18 protein-coding genes are annotated in these 17,401 nt (G+C 64.9%); 6 read left to right on the top strand and 12 right to left on the bottom strand.

Features of this window, described 5'->3' with window-relative positions; all coding sequences use genetic code 11:
- On the top strand, positions 1 to 618 hold the full coding sequence (locus ABIB91_RS03380) for a class I SAM-dependent methyltransferase (RefSeq protein ID WP_219679431.1): 618 nt from the start codon (positions 1 to 3) through the stop codon (positions 616 to 618).
- 11 nt (positions 619 to 629) lie between these two features.
- Here ABIB91_RS03380 and ABIB91_RS03375 read toward each other — a convergent pair whose 3' ends face one another.
- Positions 630 to 1,517: a branched-chain amino acid aminotransferase gene (locus ABIB91_RS03375; protein WP_354159952.1), complete on the bottom strand. Its 888-nt coding sequence runs from the start codon at positions 1,515 to 1,517 to the stop codon at positions 630 to 632.
- A gap of 117 nt (positions 1,518 to 1,634) precedes the next feature.
- Here ABIB91_RS03375 and ABIB91_RS03370 point away from each other — a divergent pair, with 117 nt between their 5' ends.
- Entirely contained in the window at positions 1,635 to 2,570 is a 936-nt protein-coding gene (locus ABIB91_RS03370) for an alpha/beta hydrolase (protein WP_354159954.1), read from the top strand.
- A gap of 48 nt (positions 2,571 to 2,618) precedes the next feature.
- On the opposite strand, the gene ABIB91_RS03365 is transcribed toward ABIB91_RS03370, so the two are convergent.
- The 5 genes from ABIB91_RS03365 to ABIB91_RS03345 form a co-directional block, all read right to left on the bottom strand.
- On the bottom strand, positions 2,619 to 2,864 hold the full coding sequence (locus tag ABIB91_RS03365) for a hypothetical protein (protein WP_354063361.1): 246 nt from the start codon (positions 2,862 to 2,864) through the stop codon (positions 2,619 to 2,621).
- Positions 2,865 to 2,974: 110 nt separating this feature from the next.
- Complete coding sequence (locus ABIB91_RS03360; protein WP_007599144.1) at positions 2,975 to 3,535, bottom strand: carboxymuconolactone decarboxylase family protein; 561 nt, start codon at positions 3,533 to 3,535, stop codon at positions 2,975 to 2,977.
- Positions 3,536 to 3,641: 106 nt separating this feature from the next.
- The gene (locus tag ABIB91_RS03355) at positions 3,642 to 4,229 is read right to left on the bottom strand and encodes a peroxidase-related enzyme (RefSeq protein ID WP_354159956.1); all 588 of its coding nucleotides are present in this window, start codon (positions 4,227 to 4,229) and stop codon (positions 3,642 to 3,644) included.
- On the bottom strand, positions 4,229 to 4,717 hold the full coding sequence (locus ABIB91_RS03350) for a CMD domain-containing protein (protein ID WP_354159958.1): 489 nt from the start codon (positions 4,715 to 4,717) through the stop codon (positions 4,229 to 4,231). The genes ABIB91_RS03355 and ABIB91_RS03350 overlap by 1 nt, the downstream gene beginning before the upstream one ends.
- The gene (locus ABIB91_RS03345; protein WP_354160006.1) at positions 4,714 to 5,871 is read right to left on the bottom strand and encodes a PLP-dependent cysteine synthase family protein; all 1,158 of its coding nucleotides are present in this window, start codon (positions 5,869 to 5,871) and stop codon (positions 4,714 to 4,716) included. Before ABIB91_RS03345 ends, ABIB91_RS03350 begins: the two co-directional genes overlap by 4 nt.
- An 87-nt stretch (positions 5,872 to 5,958) precedes the next feature.
- On the opposite strand from ABIB91_RS03345, the gene ABIB91_RS03340 reads away from it, so the two are divergent.
- The 3 genes from ABIB91_RS03340 to ABIB91_RS03330 are packed head-to-tail and all read left to right on the top strand — an operon-like array spanning position 5,959 to position 9,723.
- On the top strand, positions 5,959 to 6,939 hold the full coding sequence (locus tag ABIB91_RS03340; RefSeq protein WP_354159960.1) for a LysR family transcriptional regulator: 981 nt from the start codon (positions 5,959 to 5,961) through the stop codon (positions 6,937 to 6,939).
- A complete protein-coding gene (locus tag ABIB91_RS03335; RefSeq protein ID WP_354159962.1) occupies positions 6,936 to 8,393 on the top strand; it encodes an NAD(P)-binding domain-containing protein in 1,458 nt (485 codons plus the stop codon). The genes ABIB91_RS03340 and ABIB91_RS03335 overlap by 4 nt, the downstream gene beginning before the upstream one ends.
- A 25-nt stretch (positions 8,394 to 8,418) precedes the next feature.
- Positions 8,419 to 9,723, top strand: coding sequence for a citrate-proton symporter (locus tag ABIB91_RS03330; protein WP_007599138.1), 1,305 nt, complete (start codon positions 8,419 to 8,421; stop codon positions 9,721 to 9,723).
- A 6-nt stretch (positions 9,724 to 9,729) separates the two neighbouring features.
- On the opposite strand, the gene ABIB91_RS03325 is transcribed toward ABIB91_RS03330, so the two are convergent.
- Positions 9,730 to 10,194, bottom strand: a complete 465-nt coding sequence (locus ABIB91_RS03325) for an Lrp/AsnC family transcriptional regulator (RefSeq protein WP_007599137.1) — start codon at positions 10,192 to 10,194, stop codon at positions 9,730 to 9,732.
- 164 nt (positions 10,195 to 10,358) lie between these two features.
- Between ABIB91_RS03325 and ABIB91_RS03320 the strand changes: the two genes are divergently transcribed.
- The gene (locus tag ABIB91_RS03320) at positions 10,359 to 11,372 is read left to right on the top strand and encodes a 1-aminocyclopropane-1-carboxylate deaminase (protein ID WP_354063352.1); all 1,014 of its coding nucleotides are present in this window, start codon (positions 10,359 to 10,361) and stop codon (positions 11,370 to 11,372) included.
- Positions 11,373 to 11,511: 139 nt separating this feature from the next.
- On the opposite strand, the gene recQ is transcribed toward ABIB91_RS03320, so the two are convergent.
- The 5 genes from recQ to ABIB91_RS03295 all read right to left on the bottom strand — a co-directional run.
- Complete coding sequence (gene recQ, locus ABIB91_RS03315) at positions 11,512 to 13,377, bottom strand: DNA helicase RecQ (RefSeq protein ID WP_354159965.1); 1,866 nt, start codon at positions 13,375 to 13,377, stop codon at positions 11,512 to 11,514.
- Between the two features lie 124 nt (positions 13,378 to 13,501).
- Complete coding sequence (locus ABIB91_RS03310) at positions 13,502 to 14,245, bottom strand: polysaccharide deacetylase family protein (RefSeq protein ID WP_354159967.1); 744 nt, start codon at positions 14,243 to 14,245, stop codon at positions 13,502 to 13,504.
- 104 nt (positions 14,246 to 14,349) lie between these two features.
- Positions 14,350 to 15,351 carry a homoserine O-succinyltransferase MetA gene (metA, locus tag ABIB91_RS03305; protein ID WP_354159969.1) on the bottom strand — a complete coding sequence of 334 codons (1,002 nt, stop codon included), beginning with the start codon at positions 15,349 to 15,351 and terminating at the stop codon, positions 14,350 to 14,352.
- 12 nt (positions 15,352 to 15,363) lie between these two features.
- Positions 15,364 to 16,665, bottom strand: a complete 1,302-nt coding sequence (locus ABIB91_RS03300; RefSeq protein WP_354159971.1) for an O-acetylhomoserine aminocarboxypropyltransferase/cysteine synthase family protein — start codon at positions 16,663 to 16,665, stop codon at positions 15,364 to 15,366.
- A gap of 335 nt (positions 16,666 to 17,000) precedes the next feature.
- On the bottom strand, positions 17,001 to 17,401 hold a 401-nt coding region (locus tag ABIB91_RS03295; RefSeq protein ID WP_354159973.1), incomplete at its 5' end, for a transposase.

The following is a 17,401-nucleotide window of genomic DNA, read 5'->3' as shown; positions in this document are numbered from 1 at the left end:
ATGTCCGACCGAAGCACCCATTGGGACAATGTTTACGCCACCAGGGGCGAAGCCGAGGTCAGCTGGTTTCAGAGCAGTCCGGCGACTTCGCTTGCAATGATCCGGGCGGCCAATCCGGACCGCGCGGCCGCCATCCTCGACATCGGCGGCGGCGCATCGCGACTTGTCGATGCTCTCCTGCTGGACGGATATCGCGACGTCGCCGTGCTGGATCTCTCTGCCAATGCGCTTGACGCTGCAAAGAAGCGGATCGGCGCAGCCGCTTCGACGGTCGACTGGATCGTTGCCGACGCCACGACATGGCGCCCGGCAAAGACCTACGATCTATGGCACGATCGGGCGGCGTTTCACTTCCTGACCGACTCCCGCGACAGGACCGCATACATCGAGCGGCTGCGGTCGGCGGTTGCGCCCGGCGGCCACGTCATCATTGCGACGTTTGCACTCGACGGCCCCGAGAAATGCAGCGGCCTGCCGGTGCAGCGTCATGACAGCGCGAGTCTTGCGGCGGAGCTCGGGCCGGGATTCGAGCTGGTCGAAACGCGCAACGAGGCGCACCAGACGCCGTGGAATTCGATGCAGGCGTTTCAGTTCAGCCGGTTCAAGCGACGCAGCTAGGACAGTGCTATTCAAGCCGCCAGCTTCACCGCATGGGCAAAGTCCCAATAGAGCTTGCGCGCCCGCGTATAGAGCGGGCCCGGCTTCAGCTCGCGGTCGTCGATGCGGATCACCGGCGCGACTTTTGCGAAATTGCCGGTGGAAAAGATCTCGTCGGCGGCGAGGAAGTCGGCATAGCGCAGCGTCTTCTCGACCACGGTGACGCCGTCGGCGCGAAGCAGGCTGATGACGCGCTGGCGGGTGACGCCGTTGAGGAAAGTGCCGTTCGGCACCGGTGTGTAGACCACGCCGTCCTTGGCCATGAACACGTTGGAATTGCCGAACTCCGCGACGTTGCCGAGCATGTCGAGCATCAGCGCGTTCTGGAAGCCGCGCGACGCGGCCTCGGCAAGCGCGCGCGAATTGTTCGGATAGAGACAGGCGGCCTTGGCCTCGACCGGCGCGCACTCGGCGGTGGGCCTGCGGAACGGCGACAGCGTGATCGCGTTGCCGACGGGTTTCGGCATTGGCGCCTCGTAGATGCATAGGCACCAATCAGTGGTCTCGGGATCGAACAGCACGCCGCCGCCCGAGCCGTTCTGCGCCCAATACATCGGACGGACGTAGAGCTCGGCATTCGGCGCGAAGCGCGCGATGCCCTCATTTGCGAGTGTCATCCAGGTTCCGGTATCGACCACCGGCTTCAGCCCAAAGTTGATGGCGGACTGATTGGCGCGGGCAACGTGGCGGTCGAGATCGGGCGCGACGCCTTCGAACACCCGCGCGCCGTCGAACACGACCGAGCCGAGCCAGGCCGCATGCGTGCGCGGACCCATGATCGGCACATTGCCGTCATGCCATTTGCCCTCGAAGAAGGTCCAGCTTGGCGAATATGCAATGGGCTTTTTGATCTCGGCCATGACCGGCCTCTCCCTTGGCGTGGTGCCGCATTATAGCGCCACTATTGGGCGCAATTTCTAAATGATTCCCTGCGGGAAGATGGTGAGTTACCCTCCCGGACGGGGAAAGGAAGCACCATGCCGCTCGATCCGCTCGCAAAGCGTTTGTTGACCATGATGGCTGCGGCTGCGCCGCAGGCACGGAGCCGGCCCAGCGTGGAGGCACGGCGGCAATCATTGGCAAAGCTGATGCAGTTTGCGCGCGCCGATGCGCCTGACGTGACGACGTCCGACGGCATGCTGCCTGGTCCCGGCGGCACGCTGCCCTATCGCCTCTATTCACCGGCAGGCGCCGATGATCGCGCGCCCGGCTTCGTGTTCTTTCACGGCGGCGGGCTCGTTGCCGGCAGCATTGCCACGCATGACCGCATCGCGGCGGCGCTGGCACATGCGACCGGCTGCCGCCTCGTCTCGGTCGATTACCGGCTGGCGCCCGAGCACAAATTCCCCGCCGCCGTGGACGATGCGGTTGCTGCCACCGAATGGGTGGCGCGCGAGGCCGCATCGCTCGGCATCGACGCCGGACGTCTGGTGCTCGGCGGCGATTCCGCCGGTGCAACGCTCGCCGCGATCGTGTGTCAGGAGGCGGCGCAGACAGCTGGCCTTTCCATCGTCGCGCAATGCCTGATCTGCCCGGTGCTGGATTTCGAGGAGGCCTCGCCGTCGCGGCAGGCGTTCGCCGAGGGGCACCTGATCGACCGCGTCACGATCGAAGCCGATCTCGCCGATTATCTGCCCGAGGACCTTGATGCTGCCGATCCGCGCATCTCGCCCTTGCGCGCGACACGGCTTGCGGGCCTGCCGACCGCCATCATCCACACCGCCGAGTTCGACCCGATGCGCGACGAGGGCAATGCCTATGCCCGCAAGCTGCTCGCTGCGGGCGTCACGGTCGAGCACGTCTGCCACGAGGGCATGGTCCATAATTTCCACGCCATGGGCGCAATTCTGCCGCAGGCGCAGCTCGTGCTATCGCAGATCGGTGAGCAGGTCAGGCGGGCGGTGGGGACGTGAAGCACCTCCTCTTGCCGTCTCCCGCAACGGGAGAGGAAAGAGAATGCCTCACGCTCTCGCCTCGATGACGGAACGCGCCGCCGCGACGTAGTTTGGCCAATGCGCATCCGCATAACGCTCGGCCTGTCGCGCGCAGGTGACGTCGGGCGCATGCGCAGCCGCGATCATGCGCGCAAAGCGCTCTTCGGCGACCGTCACGTCGTCGGACGCGGCCGAGGGCGCGGCTCCTGCGGCGGTCGGCGCAACGGCGAGTCCCGCCAGTCCGGCGAGCAGGATGCGGCGTGACGTGTCCATGGCTGTCGTTCCCTCTTCATTGCACTTCGATCGTGACCGGCGATGCGTCGCCATGGCGGCGGCAGGGTACCGTGACGCCTCCGTCCAGTCCAGCAGCTGAGCCAGCGTGGTCAGTCTGGCACCGGCACGTCGAACGTGTTGAGCGTCACCGACACCATGCAGTAAATGCCGACGAGATAGGACAGTTCGGCCGCGCCGTGCTCGCCGAATTCCTTGACGGCGGCCCGATAAGTCAGTTCCGGCAGCACGCCGCCGCTGACCAATGCGGACGCCACATCGTAGGCGACCGCCTCCTGCTTGGTGAGATCGACCGGCCGCTGTCCGGCGACGATGGTCGCGAGCTTCTCGTCGGAGAGGCCGCGCTGCTCGGCGACCAGCACATGCGCATAGAGCTCGTAGCCGGAGCGGAAATGCGAGCCGGTGACGAGGATCGCGACCTCACGCACCGGCGCCGGCAGCAGCGGGTTCGCCGCGATCGCCTTGACCAGCTCCCACACTGGCTTGCCGAAGCGCGGCTCGCGGATCCATGGATTCCAGGGCCCGAGCAGCGCGCCATCGTCGCGCATGTTCACAAAGCCCTTGAAGTGATCCTTGATGCCGGCTCGCATGTCGTCGTAGAGCGGCTTCTGTTCGGCACTCAGGTCTTTCGGATCGAGAATGGGAAGGCGCACGGCAGGTCTCCTCGTTGAGAAGCCGCGAAACTCGCCCGCACGCGCGCGCAAGGCAAGTGAAGTTGCCGTGACATCCGGTTCGGGGCGAGCGACCCGATGGCGTCGGTTACGATGCCTCCGGCCGCACCAGCGGCTCGCCCAGCGTATGCATCAGCCGGTTGGCCCAGCCGAAGATCGCGGCCGACAGCACCAGGTCGAGCTGCTCAAGCTCGCTGAGCCCGGCCTCGCCAAGTGCGCGCGCATCGTCTGCGCTCGCTTCGATCGGAGTCGTCGAGAGTTTTGTAGCGAAATTGAACAGGGCCTGCTCGCGTGCCTCCAGCGTGGCATCGCGCTCGTCGGTAAAGATCTCCTCGACGACCTCTTTGCGCCCGGAGTAATTGATGAAGCGTGAGGCGTGCACGGCGGCGCAATAGATGCAGCGGTTGACGACCGAGGCACTCAGCGCGCCGAGCTCGCGCTCCGCCGGGGACAGTCCGTCCTTGCCATACATAATGAGGTTGAACAGCGGCGAGCGCACCGCGAGCGACTCCGGGTCATGCGCCAGCGTCAGCACGTAAGGCGAGACGCCCTTGTTGGAGGGGGTGACCTTCATCGCCGCGAGCTGCTCGGGCGTCGCCGAGGCGAGCTCGACCGGCGTGACATAAGGCGACCAGGTCGGGATCGTGGTAGTGAAGTTGTGGACGACCTCGCTCATCAGGCTTCGACCTCTTTCAGGAGCCTGAGGCCGGCAAGGACCCGCAGCTGGTAGTTCACGAAGGCGCCAAGCTCGGACAGCCGCACGATATCGGCCTCGCTGACGCCGGCCGCCTTCAGCGCCGCGATGTCCTGTCGCGTCGACTCGCGCGGCGAAAGCGTCAGCAGATCGGCGTGGCGGGCCATGGCATCGTGCAGGGGATCGCCACACACACCTCCGGGCCGGGCGAGCACGGCGAAGTCAAGATCGCTCGAATGCGCCAGATAGGAGTCGTAGTGCGCGGTCAGCGCCTCGTCGCCGACATGCCGGCACATCCGCGCCGCGAGTGCCGCCCGCAAGCCGTGGCTCAGACCGCCGGGCTCGCGCGGCAGCAGCACCGCGTCATGGGCTGCTTCGCTGAGGCGCAAAATCTCGGTGCGGGCGTTCAGAGCGTGGCCGAGCCGCGACGCCGCGGGCACCCCGACAATGGTTTCGATCAGCGTGGTCAAGCACTGCTCCGCAAGCTCTGTGGATTGGCGACGTCCTCGACGGCGAGCGCCGGCGGCTGCGCCGTATCGAGAAACGCCGACAGGGCGGCCTCGATCGGCATCGGATCAAAGCCTCGAGCTTTCAGCCACGCGGGATCATAATAGGTCTGCCGGTAGCGCTCGCCGGAATCGCAGATCAGCGTGACCAGCGATCCGGTTTGGCCGGCGCTGCTCATCTCCGAGGCAATGCGGCACAGCGCCAGGAAATTGGTGCCGGTCGAGCCGCCGACTGGCCGGCGGAGCCGGCGCGACAGCACGTTCATCGCTGCGATCGTTGCGACATCCGGGATCTTCATCATGCGATCGACGACGCCCGGCACGAAGGAGGGTTCGCAGCGCGGCCGACCGACGCCTTCGATCAGCGAAGGCCGCTCGCAGACATGGGAGCGGTCCTGCGAGCGGAAGCAGTCGAAGAAGGCGGAATGCTCGACATCGGCAACGCAGAGCCGCGTCGGGTACTGGCGATAGCGCAGATAGCGTCCGAGCGTGGCCGAGGTGCCACCGGTGCCAGCGCCCATCACGATCCAGTCCGGCAACGGACGCGTCTCACCCTTCAATTGCGTGAAGATCGATTCGGCGATGTTGTTGTTGCCGCGCCAGTCGGTGGCGCGCTCGGCGAAAGTGAACTGGTCCATATAGTGGCCGTTCAGGCGCACGGCGAGCGCCGCCGCTTCCGCATAGAGTGCACGGCCGTCATCGATCAGATGGCAGTTGCCGCCATAATGCTCGATCGCGGCGATCTTCTCCGCCGAGGTCGTGCGCGGCATCACGGCGTAGAAGGGCACGCCGATCATCTGTGCGAAATAGGCTTCCGACACCGCGGTCGATCCCGACGAGGCTTCGACGACGGGCGTGCCTTCGCGGATGTGGCCGTTGCAGAGCGCGTAAAGGAAGAGCGAGCGCGCGAGCCGGTGCTTCAGGCTGCCGGTCGGATGCGTGGACTCGTCCTTCAGATAGATGTCGATGCCTGATAGCGCCGGCACGATCAGCCGGATTAGATGCGTGTCGGCCGTGCGGCACTGGTCGGCTTCGATCGCCGCCACGGCCTCATCGACCCAGCCGCGCCGATAAGCCGGTCCGGCCGGATTGTGGTGGCGCAAGGGGTTTGGCTCCATCGACATGACCTCAACTTCTCATAATACCTATTGCACATCAAGAAATATTGTTCATTCTATATTCGCATAATTCGGGACAACCAGACCATGAACCAGGACGTTATCGACATTCGCCTTCTCGAGGCCTTCGTCGCCGTGATGTCTGCCGGCAGCATCACCGGTGCGGCGCGGTTGCTCGGCCGTTCGCAGCCGGTCACGACGCGTCAGATCCAGGATCTCGAGGCCGACGTCGGCTATCTCCTGTTCACCCGGAATGGCCCGCGCATCAGCCCGACACCGAAAGGCATCCTGTTTCATGCTGAGGTCGAGCGGCTTCTGATGGGCCTGAAGCACATCCGCCAGCGTGCCAACGCGATCGGCGCGGGTGCGCTTCCCGTGCTCAGCCTGGCGGCGATCCCGGCGCTGGCGGCCGGCTTCGTCCCGGCTGCGCTCGCAGCGCTCGAACGCGAGTTGCTACCAAGCCAGATCCACGTGCAGGCGCTCTCGGCCGAGAATGTGGTTCAATCGGTGCTGTCGCAGTCGGTCGATTTCGGTCTTGCGAGCCTGCCGATCCAGCATCCCGGACTCGACGTGCAGTGGGTCTGCGAGGTGCCGTGCGTTGCGTGCCTCGCGATGGATCACCCGCTGGCGAAGAAGAAGGTCATTCGCCTGAAGGATCTTGGTGGCGTCCGGCTGCTGACGATGGCCAACCCCTACCGGCTTCGCCGCCGCGTGGAGGAGGCGCTGGAGCGTGAAGGTGTCGTGCCCGCTGAGGTCATCGACACCAACGCTTCACTGACGGCGATTGCCATGGCCAAGCAGTCGCTCGGCATCGCCGTGGTCGAGCCGGTGCTGACTTCCAGCCTGCCGGTTGAAGGCGTCGTCACCCGGCCGTTGGATGTGTCCATTTCGTTCCTGTTCGCCGCGATTGCGCCGACCGGGCGCGAGCTGACGCCGACGGTTGCCGCGCTCAACGGCGCTCTGCGCGCCGCGGTCGCGCTGATGCCTGGCGCAAGGCTCCATAGCGGCGCCACCGCGCTAGCCGAGGCCGGCGACGAAACCACTAAATTCGAGAAAGCTTCCTCATGACGATGACACCTGGTGCGGCGGGCCTCGGGGCACTTGAAGCGCGCCTGAAGCAGGATCTGGCCTGGCTCGAACTGCCGGCCAAGTCGTGGGTGCCCCGCCGCGTCGTCGATGGCGGGGGCGTCGTCGACGTCGTCATCGTCGGTGCCGGCATGGCCGGCCTCGTCGCCTCCGCCATGCTCAAGCGTTTCGGCGTCGACAACCAGCTCGTGCTCGACCGCGCGTGCGCAGGCGAGGAAGGTCCCTGGGTCACGTTCGCGCGGATGCGGACGCTGCGCTCGCCCAAGGAATTGACCGGCCCCGCGATGGGCATGCCGGCGCTGACCTTCCGCGCCTTCTACGAGGCGCAATATGGCGAGCCAGCCTGGCAGGCGCTCGACCGCGCGCCGCGCACGGTATGGATGGATTACTTGATATGGTACCGCAAAGTGCTGGGCCTGCCAGTCCGCAACGGGGTCTCGGTTGAGCGTATCCACGCGCGCCCCGATGAATTGTTCGCGCTCGAAATCAGCGAAGGTGGCACGTCGCGACACATTCTCGCGCGGCATGTCGTCCTGGCGACGGGGCGCGACGGCCTCGGCGGCGCTTACGTGCCGCCGCTCGCCGACGGCATCGACCGGCGCTTCTGGGCCCATTCCTCCGACCCGATCGACTTCGAAAAGATTCGCGGCAGGCGCGTGGCCGTCGTCGGCGCGGGCGCATCCGCGATGGACAACGCGGCGATGGCGCTGGAGGCGGGCGCCGCGCGCCTCGACCTCTTCATCCGGCGCGCAGACATCCCGCGCGTCAACAAATTCACCGGCATCGGCAGCCAGGGGGTCGTGCACGGCTTTGCCGGCCTGACGGACGACTGGAAATGGCGCTTCCTCGATCACACGCTGAAAGCTCAGACGCCGCCGCCGCGGCAGAGCGTGCTGCGCGTCTCCGCCTATCCGCAGGCGCATTTCCATCTCGCAAGCCCGATCGATGATCTCGTCGTCAAAGAGGATCATCTCATGGTGACGACACCGAAGGGCCGCTATGCGACCGACTTCATCATCTTCGGCACCGGCTTCAAGGTCGACCTAGCGTTGCGCGACGAGCTTGCCGCGTTCGCGCCGCATATCCGCTTCTGGAGCGACCGCTTCCCGACGCCTGACGGCATGAACAATGCGGAGCTGGAAAACTCGCCCGACCTCGGCGACAGCTTTCAGTTCCTGGAGAAGCAGTCAGGCGCCTGCCCGATGCTGGCACGGCTGCACTGTTTCAACTATCCGGCGACGCTGAGCCACGGAAAGCTTTCCGGCGATATTCCCGCGATCAGCGAGGGCGCCGACCGGCTCGCGCGCGGCATCGTCCGCCGCCTCTTCGTCGAGGATCGCGAGATTCATTTCGCCAACCTCAAGGCCTTCGCAACGCCGGAACTCGCCGGCGACGAATGGCAGGATGCCGACGCCACCCATCAACCCGCCGAATAGGCACAACCGGACAGGCAAGCGAGAGATGCAGACGAACAGGAAGGCCATCGTGGCCGCGGTCGCCGGCAACGCAATGGAGTGGTACGACTTCACCGTGTTCGCGCTGATGACACCGGTCATCAAGAACCTGTTCTTTCCGGTCGACCCCAAAATTCCGGGCAGTGAGATCAACGCGCTGCTGCTGACGACCGCGCTGTTCGGCACCGGTTTCTTCATGCGGCCGATCGGCGGCCTCGTGCTCGGCTATTTCGGCGATCGCAAGGGGCGGAAGGCGGCGATGACGCTCGGCATGGGCATCATGGCGCTGTCGGTCGCGCTGTTGGCATTGACGCCGACCTACGCGACAGCCGGCATTGGGGCACCCCTGATCGTGCTGCTGGCGCGGCTGTTACAGGGCTTTTCGGTCGGCGGCGAGTTCGGTACCTCGACCGCCTATCTGATCGAAGCGGCGCCTCCCGGCCGCACCGGCTTCTATGGCTCGTGGCAAATCGCCGGCCAGCTCATGGCCAACGTGCTCGGCGCAGTGCTGGGCGCCGCCCTGACGCTGACCTTCACGCAGGAGCAGCTTGCCGCCGGCGCCTGGCGTATCCCCTTCTTCGTCGGCCTCGTGATCGTTCCGATCCTGCTTTATATGCGCGCCAGCGTCATCGAGCCCGAAGCGTCCCGGCGCAGCATGGCGACGGTGCACAAGGAAGATTTCATCGCCGCGCTGAAGAATCCCGGCCGCAATTTCCTGATCGGCATGGGCATGGTGGTGGCAAGCGCCGTGTCGTTCTACGTCACCTTCGGCTACACCGTGACCTACGCCAAGGAGGTGCTGAAGCTGCCGCTGATGCAGAGCTTCCTGGTTCAGATGATCGCGGCGATCGTGATGGTGATCGTCGTTCCCGTTGCCGGCGCCGTCTCCGACCGCTACCCGCGCAGGCCGCTGCTGCTGGTCTCGCTCATTGGCTATTTCGTCTCGCTGTATCCGCTCTATAGCTGGGTGATCTCCGAGCCGTCGATCGCAAGGCTCCTGGTCGCCCAGGTCGTCATCGGCTTCTTCAGCGCCTTCTTCCTCGGCGTCTACTGCACCACGCTGGTCGAGCTGTTCCCGATCCGCGTCCGCTCGACCGCGCTTGCCATCGTCAACAATGTCGCGGTGCTGGTATTCGGCGGCTTTGCCCAGTTCTTCGTGACATGGCTGATCGCGCTCACCGGCTCCCCGCTGGCGCCGATCTTCTATGTGATGATCGGCGTCGGCCTCGGGCTGATCGCGGTGATCGCGATGCGACCGGAGGACGCCGGACGGGAGCAGGTCGCGGACGGCATCGTCGAACAGGCGTTGTGAGGCCGTTCAAAACTCCAGCGGTGCGTTGTCGACGACTTCCTTCATCACGAAGAAGGTGCGGGTCTGGCGCACGCCGGGCAGCGCGATCAGCTGCTCGCCATGGATACGGTTGAAGTCCTCCATGTCGCCGACGCGGATCTTGAGGAAATAGTCGAAGTCGCCGGCGACGAGGTGGCAGTCGAGCACGAATTTCAGCCTGGTGATCGCCTGCTCGAAGATCGCAAAGCTCTCCGGCGTCGAACGGTCGAGCACGACGCCGACCATCACCAGCGTGCCCTTTGCCACCTTCTTCGGCGCGACCATGGCGCGGACGGCGGCGATGAAGCCGTGCTCGAACAGGCGTTGGGTGCGGCGATGACAGGTGGCGGGACTGATGGCGACGGTTTCGGCCAGCTCGGCGTTGCTGAGCCGGCCGTTATTTTGCAGCAATCGCAACATCTTAAGGTCGATACGGTCGAGGCGGGCGGACATGGAAGAAGCTTCCGTGGCGAGCGTCTATTCCGGAAGGAATAGTACATATTGGCGCCCTTATCGCAAGATCGAGCGCAATAAACGCGCAATATTTGAAAGCACCTTTTTGCGGCGCGATGTTAGTGTTTTCGCAGACATTTAACGCCAATCGGGATGACCTGACGATGCTCGAAAAATTCGCGCGCTATCCGCTGACCTTTGGTCCGACGCCCATCGAGAAGCTGGAGCGGCTCTCGAAGCATCTCGGCGGCAATGTCGAGGTCTACGCCAAGCGCGAGGACTGCAATTCCGGGCTCGCCTATGGCGGCAACAAGCTGCGCAAGCTCGAATACATCATCCCCGACGCGATCGCCTCGAACGCCGACACGCTGGTCTCGATCGGCGGCGTGCAGTCCAACCACACCCGCATGATCGCGGCGGTCGCTGCCAAGATCGGCATGAAGTGCCGCCTGGTGCAGGAAGCCTGGGTGCCGCACGAGGACGCCGTCTATGACCGCGTCGGCAACATCATGCTGTCGCGCATCATGGGCGCCGACGTGCGCCTGGTGGACGACGGCTTCGACATCGGCATCCGCAAGAGCTGGGAGGAAGCGATCGAGGAGGTGAAGGCGGCGGGCGGCAAGCCCTACGCGATTCCCGCCGGCGCCTCCGTGCACAAATTCGGCGGGCTCGGCTATGTCGGCTTCGCCGAAGAAGTGCGCAAGCAGGAAGCCGAGCTCGGCTTCAAGTTCGACTACATCGTGGTCTGCACCGTCACCGGCTCCACCCATGCCGGCATGCTGGTCGGCTTCGCCGCCGATGGCCGCGCGCGAAAGGTGATCGGCATCGACGCCTCATTCACACCGGCGCAGACCAAGGCGCAGGTGCTCTCGATCGCGCAGAACACGGCCAAGCTCGTCGAGCTCGGCAAGGATCTCGTCGCCGACGACGTCGTGCTGATCGAGGATTACGCTTATCCCGCCTACGGCGTGCCGTCGGAAGAGACCAAGGAGGCGATCCGCCTCACCGCGCGTCTCGAAGCCATGATCACCGATCCCGTCTACGAGGGCAAGTCGATGCAGGGCCTGATCGACCTTACGCAGAAGGGCTATTTCGAGAAGGGCGCGAAGATCCTCTACGCCCATCTCGGCGGTGCACCGGCGCTGAACGGCTACGGGTATGCGTTCCGGAACGGGTGAGGTATAAGGGAGGCGGGACGACTCTCGCCTCTCTATCTTCGTAGCCCGGATGGAGCGAAGCGCAATCCGGGGCTTGTCCAATACGGACAAACTGCCCTGGATTTCGCTTCGCTCCATCCGGGCTACAAGTCAGGATACGCTACCGCGTCCTGACGATCTGCAGCAGCTCGTCGCCGTAATGCTCGAGCTTCTTGTCGCCGATGCCGGGCACATTGCGCAGCTCGTCCAGCGTGGTCGGCCATGCGCGAACGATGCCGTCGATGGTGGCGTCGTGCAGCACGACGTAGGCCGGCACGCCACGTGCGCGGGCAATCTCCGAGCGCCACGCTCGTAGCCGCGCGCGCAATTCAGGATCGACATCGCCCTGCGGCGCATCGGCCGCCGGCGCAAGATCACCGCGGCGCGACTTGGCGCGGCTTGAACGGATCCGGGCGCCGGGCGCTTCTTCGCGCAGCCACACTTCCGTTTCGCCCCGTAGCACGCCGCGCGACGAATCCGTCAGCTTAAGCGCGCCGAACGCTTCGCTGTCACTCAGCAAATGTCCCATCGCCACGAGCTGCCGCAGCACTGTGCGCCACTGCTTTTCGTTGAGCTCGCGTCCGATGCCGAACACCGTGAGCTTGTCGTGGCCGAACTGCGTCACCTTCTCGGTGAGCCGTCCGATCAGCACGTCGATGAGGTGCATCGCGCCAAAGCGCTGCCCGGTGCGATAGGCACAGGATAGCAGTTTTTGCGCCAGCACCTTGCCGTCGCGCATTTTCGGCGGCGTCAGGCAATTGTCGCAATTGCCGCAGCCCTCGCCCATCACGATCTCGCCGAAATAGGCGAGCAGCCGGCGGCGGCGGCAGTGCGGCGTTTCAGCAAGACCAACGAGCGCATCGAGCTTGCCGATCGAGACCCGCTTGAATTCGTCGGAGCCGCTCGACTCGTCGATCATGCGGCGCTGCTGCACGATGTCCGAGAGACCGTAGGCCATCCAGGCCGCCGACGGCTTGCCGTCACGGCCGGCGCGTCCTGTCTCCTGGTAATAGGCCTCGATGCTCTTGGGCAGATCGAGATGCGCGACGAAGCGCACGTCGGGCTTGTCGATGCCCATGCCGAAAGCGATGGTCGCGACGATGACGATGCCGTCCTCGTTGAGGAAGCGGTCCTGGTTACGCGAGCGCACGCTGCTGTCGAGCCCGGCGTGATAAGGCAACGCGGCAATGCCGGCGTCGTCGAGCGCGGCGGCGACCTCCTCGACCCGTTTGCGGGACAGGCAATAGACGACGCCCGCATCTCCCGCGTGACGCTCCCGGATGAAATCCTTGAGCTGCGACACCGCGTTGCGCTTGTCGACGATCTCGTAACGGATGTTGGGACGATCGAAGCTGGAGACGAAGTGCGGACTGTCTGCAAGCGCAAGCCGCTCGACGATCTCCTTGCGGGTCAACTCGTCGGCAGTCGCGGTCAGCGCGATGCGGGGAACGTCGGGAAAACGCTCGGCGATGACCGACAGGCCGACATATTCGGGGCGGAAATCATGGCCCCATTGCGAGACGCAATGCGCCTCGTCGATAGCGAACAGCGCCACCTTCGCCCGCGCCAGCAGCGCCAGGCAGCGCGGCGTCAGCAGCCGTTCCGGCGCGACATAGAGCAGGTCGAGATCACCCGCGATCAGGCGCCGCTCGATGTCGGACGCTTCCTGCGGGGTCAGCGACGAGTTCAGCGCGGCGGCGTTGACTCCTGCTTCGAGCATGGCGGCGACCTGATCGCGCATCAGCGCAATCAAGGGCGACACCACGACACCGCAGCCTTCGCGCAGCAGTGCCGGCAATTGATAGCACAGCGACTTGCCGCCGCCGGTCGGCATCAACACCAGGCAATTGCCGCCGTCCGTGACGTGCCGGATGATCTCACCCTGCGCGCCGCGGAACCCGGGCAGGCCGAACACCGAACGCAGCACCGACAACGCATCGCGGCCCTGGGCCGGCGCGGACAGCGGAGCGGTGGAAGGAGAGGACATGGGCATGTCGGGGTGAGGCCGTGAGATTCGTCCCAAGGCCAGTCGCATGACCGCGCAGGCGTGGCAAGACCGTTTGCTCCGCCGGACGCCGCCTTCCCCCACCCTTTGTGGGAAGAAAACTTTCTTACGCCCCGATCCTTCGCAGCGCTTCCGCGACCGTGACGATCGGCATGTCGCGTTTCCCGGCGGCCTGCAGCGCATGGCGCATCAGGTGCGGCGTGCAGCCATATGGGCTCGGCGCGTCGGCGACGTCATGACCGTAGAAGATCAACCAACCGCCGCTCTCGACCGCCTCGTCGAAATAGCGATCGACACCCGTCGTATTGATCTCGCGATCGACCAGGGGCGAGGCGCGCAGGAACTGGAGGTCGATGACGTCGCGATTGACGCCGGGAAGGATGCCGCGCGCCGAGCGGAAGGTCTTGGCGAGCTGCGGCTTGCGCCACACCGACGCGATGCCATAGGGGTAAGCGAAATTTTCCAGCGTGATCGAGGAATCAATGCCGCGAAAATGGCTGCGGTTTCGCTCGATCTCCCGGGCCATGGCGGTCTCGTCGAGACCGACCGCGCTCTGGTGCGAGAAGGTGTGGCAGGCAATCTCGTGTCCGGCCCGGTGAAGCCGCACGATGGCGTCGTTCGACAGGCCGTGCCAGTGGTCCGAGGGACGATCGACCAGGCTGCCGGCGAGATAGAAGGTACCGCGACCGCCATGCTGCTCCAGAAGCCCGGCGCCCTCGCCTGCGGCGCTATCGGGGGCATCGTCGAAGGTGAAGCTCACCATGGGCGCATGCGCGGGCAGCCGATGCGGCGCGGCGCGGAAATGCCGGGCCAGCCGATTGCTCACGCGTCCCTGGAGTGCCGACCACACGACTCGCATTTCCTGTCTGCCCCGTCCCTCACTGAAGCATTCGTACGCTGCTCGAGGCAAGCTTCACACTTCGTTAGTCCTAACGTCGAGCTCGTCGTCCCGACCTAACGCGCAAGCACCGACGCATCGGTCCCCGCGCCGAGATATTGCAGCCAGTTCCGGAACAATGCCGCCGCGGCGCTGCCCGCGGCGATATCGGCACGCAAATTCAGCGCCGGCAGTTCGTTGCTGAGCGCGGGGTGGCGCTGGTGCTTGGCCTGCTTCTCGAAGCGGACCAGCTTCTCTTCCGTCGCAGCGTCAAAATAGCTCACGGGCAAATGCGGATAATGGTCGCGCTCACGCGCAAGGTAACGGCCGATGTCGCGCAGATATTCACGCTGAAGCGACAGCGCGTCATATTCCGGATGGCCCTGGAAGAACACGAAGCGGCTGGCATATTGCCGGACGAAGATGTCGACGCCGGCCTTTGCCGAACGCGTCAGCACCTGGTAGCCGGCCTGCGCGAGGTCGCTCTCGGCGATCTCGTTGAGGCGCGAATGCGAGACCTTGAGCGGCGCAGGCGCGGCCCGCGTCAGCGGATCGCCGGTCACGGCCTCGCAGTCGAAAATGCCGTGACATTTGGCGGCGAGCGGCCGCCGTTCGATGCGGTCGAGATGCAGCACCGCGGCATGCGCAGCGAGGCACGACCAGATCGTCGAGCGCGTGTTGACCTTGGCCCAGTCGATCAGCTCGGTGAGATCGCGCCAATACGGTTCCTGGTCGAGCTCGGGCGCGACCGGCTCGGCGCCGGTCACGATCAGGCCGTCGAACTTGTGGCGCCTGAGTTCGGTGAGTTCGGAATATTCGCTCTCGACATGCCACTTCGCTTCCGGCGAGCGCTTGACCGAAGGCAGCGAGAAGCAGTGAAACCGGATGCGGCGCGGACCTGCTGCGGATTGCAGCAGCTTCATGAACTGCCGCTCGGTGGCCTTCAGCGCCGGATCCGGCATGTTGTTGATCAACCCGATGGTGAGCTCGGTGCCACCGTGCTCGCGCGCGAGATCGCCCGCCCCCGGCACCAGCGCCGGGCTCGATATGGCTTGATCCCTGTCGATCAGGATCGTCATCGGCGCCGCCGCCTACTCCGCGGCCTGGAGGCGCGCGGATGGGCAGGCCTTTTCCAGGGCCTGGTCGAGGTCCTCGATGATGTCCTGGCAATGCTCGATGCCGATCGACAAGCGGATCGTTTCCGGCAAAACGCCGGCGACCCGCTGCTGCTCGGCAGACATCTGCCGGTGCGTCGTCGAGGCCGGATGGCAGGCCAGCGACTTGGCATCGCCGATATTGACGAGGCGCGTGATCAGCTTCAACGCATCGTAGAAGGACTTGCCGGCTTCCATGCCGCCCTTGATGCCGAAGGTGAACAGCGACGAGGCGTTGCCGTCGAGATATTTCTGGACCAGCGGATAATAAGGACTGTCCGGGAAACCGGTGTAATTGACCCAGGCCACGCGCGGATCCTTGCGCAGGAATTCGGCGACCTTGCGGGCATTCTCGCAGTGGCGCTCCATGCGCAGCGCGACGGTCTCGATGCCCTGGAGCAGCAGGAAGGCGTTGAACGGCGACAGCACCGAACCCATGGTGCGCTGATAGATGCTGCGCGCGCGCTCAATGTACGCCGTCTTGCCGAAGCGCTCGGCATAGACGAGGCCGTGATAGGAGGCGTCCGGCTTGTTGTAGCCGGGGAAGCGATCGACGTGCTTGGCCCAGGGGAAATTTCCGGAATCGACGATGGCGCCGCCGAGCGTGGTACCGTGGCCACCCAGGAACTTCGTCAGCGAATGCACGGCGATGTCGGCGCCGTAATCGAACGGCTTGAGCAGGATGGGGGTTGCAACGGTATTGTCGACGATCAGCGGCACGCCATGGGCATGGGCGATCTTCGCCAGCGCTTCGATGTCGCAGACATTGCCGGCGGGATTGCCGATGGTTTCGGCGAACACCGCGCGGGTGTTCTCGTCGATCAGCTTTTCGATCGCCTCGGGCTTGTCGCTCTCGGCGAAGCGGCCGGTGATGCCCTGCCGCGGCAGGATGTGCGAGAGCAGCGTATGCGTGGTGCCGTAGAGCTGCGGCACGGAAACGATGTTGCCGCCGTGATCGGCGACGTTGACGAAGGCGAAATGCAGCGCGGCCTGCCCGGTCGCGACCGCAAGCGCGCCGACGCCGCCCTCGAGCTCGGCGATACGTTTCTCCAGCACCGCGCTGGTCGGATTGGCGATGCGGCTGTAGCGATAGCCTTCGGTCTCGAGATTGAAGAGCGCCGCGCCGTGATCGGCGCTGTCGAAGGCGTAGGCCGCGGTCTGGTAGATCGGCACGGCAACAGCGTGCGTGGTGGCTTCGGGCTCGTAGCCGGCGTGAATAGCGATCGTCTCGTTGCGCATCGTGCCACCTCCGCGTGGAGCGGGCCGCACTTATTGGCCTGTATGAGGCATGTGCGTTGTCCGCCGTCCCTCTGTTAGAGGCGGGTGGTAAAGCGGACAATAATTCGTCTAGAGATCGAGGAAGTAACCCTAACGGTTATTGGGGAATTGGCTAAAATTCGAGTCAAATTGGATGAATGAAGTTTTGCGGTTTGCGGCAGCGACCACGCTGCACTCCCTTCTCCCCTTGTGGGCCTGTTGCGCTATTGGCTTTTGAGGCTGAAGACGTCGAGAGAGAAGGTCTGGGTCGCGACAGGCTCCGGCCAAGACTGTGATTGTCGCCCTCGGCGGGCGGCTCAGGCCGCGATCGCGGCCCATTTCCTCATGTTGAATGCGATGGAGGCGAGCAGGATTTGTCCGCTTGCCTTCATGAGACCGACGTAACGGATGTAGGTCAGCCGCATCCGGCGTTTGAGGGTAGCGAAGGTGGTCTCCACCGTCGCCCGTCGTCGAGAGATGAGTAGGTTGTAGCGTTTGAGCCTCGGTGGCAACTCTGGGTGATGGCGGTTGGGACGCCGGGCGATGCGGGGCTTTTTGCCTTCCGCCTTCAGCCGGGCTCGTCTGGCATGGGTATCGTAAGCCGCATCGGCCCACACCACGGCTTCATCGCCACGGATCAACTCATCAGCCGGCGTGGTGTCGTTGACATTGGCGGGCGTCGTCAGCACCGCGCGGATCAAGCCGGATCCTTCATCAA

Origin of the sequence: Bradyrhizobium sp. JR4.3 (genome assembly GCF_040547695.1) — a bacterium.
In the GTDB taxonomy this organism is placed as follows: Bacteria; Pseudomonadota; Alphaproteobacteria; order Rhizobiales; family Xanthobacteraceae; genus Bradyrhizobium; species Bradyrhizobium canariense.
Note: the sequence above shows the minus strand (reverse complement) of the source record. Positions and strands in the feature narration are given on the sequence as shown.